The 833-nt window shown below is 68.7% G+C and carries 1 protein-coding gene and 1 pseudogene; both read left to right on the forward strand.

Going from position 1 to position 833, the window contains the following annotated elements:
• Window positions 1-78 precede the first annotated feature (78 nt).
• Complete coding sequence (locus tag V5E28_RS49050; protein ID WP_336217197.1) at window positions 79-489, forward strand: hypothetical protein; 411 nt, start codon at window positions 79-81, stop codon at window positions 487-489.
• Window positions 486-833 (forward strand): annotated as a pseudogene (locus tag V5E28_RS49055) (IS3 family transposase); the annotation flags it as partial. The gene V5E28_RS49050 and the pseudogene V5E28_RS49055, both read left to right, overlap by 4 nt.

The following is an 833-nucleotide window of genomic DNA, read 5'->3' on the forward strand; positions in this document are numbered from 1 at the left end:
CCCTCCCTGTCAAAATAGACAGAGGTAACAAACAGGCATGAAACTCTGTGCTGAGGGTGGGGAAGGAGACATCCCTTCGTGGGAGCAAGTGAACAGGATCCACAGATCCCGGACCCCCAGGTGCGCGAGCGAGCCGGTGTCCGCCGCTACAGCGCCGTCTACAAGGCCCGGATTCTGGAGGAGTACGACCGGCTCGACAAGGCCGGCAAGGGTGCGTTGCTACGCCGGGAGGGGCTGTACTCCTCGCTGATCTCCGGTTGGCGCACTGCGCGAGATCATGGCGCGGAGCAGGCGCTGGCCCGGCCGGTCGGCCGTCCGAAGGCCGATCCGCGAGACAAGCGGATCGACGCGCTGCAGGCGGAGGTCGAGCGGCTGCGCGCTGAGCTCGGCAAGACCCGCCAGGTGATCGAGGTGCAGGGAAAGCTCTTCGCGCTGCTGGATCAGCTCGCCACCAGCAGCGAGACGCCGCCGGATCGGGGCGAGCAGTGAGTGAGACCCTGCAGGGCGCCCAGGCCGAGGCGATCGAGGAGTTGGTCCCGTTGCTCGGGCGGCGCAACGCGTGTGCGGCGGCCGGGGTGTCGCAGGCGACCTGGTACCGCAAGAATCGCCGCAGCCCGGCTCCGGTCCGGCCGCTCACGCCGCGCAAGCCGCACCCCTCCACACTGTCGCAGGCCGAACGCGACCACATCCGCGCGGTACTGAACGAGCGCTTCGCCGACGCCTCGCCGGCCACGGCGTACTTCTCGCTGCTGGATGAGGGCCTCTACCTGGCCTCGCAATCGACGATGTATCGGATCCTGCGCGCGCACGGCGAGGTTGGCCGGGATCGGCGC

It is taken from the genome of Nonomuraea sp. LPB2021202275-12-8 (genome assembly GCF_037044575.1).
Classification (GTDB): domain Bacteria; phylum Actinomycetota; class Actinomycetes; order Streptosporangiales; family Streptosporangiaceae; genus Nonomuraea.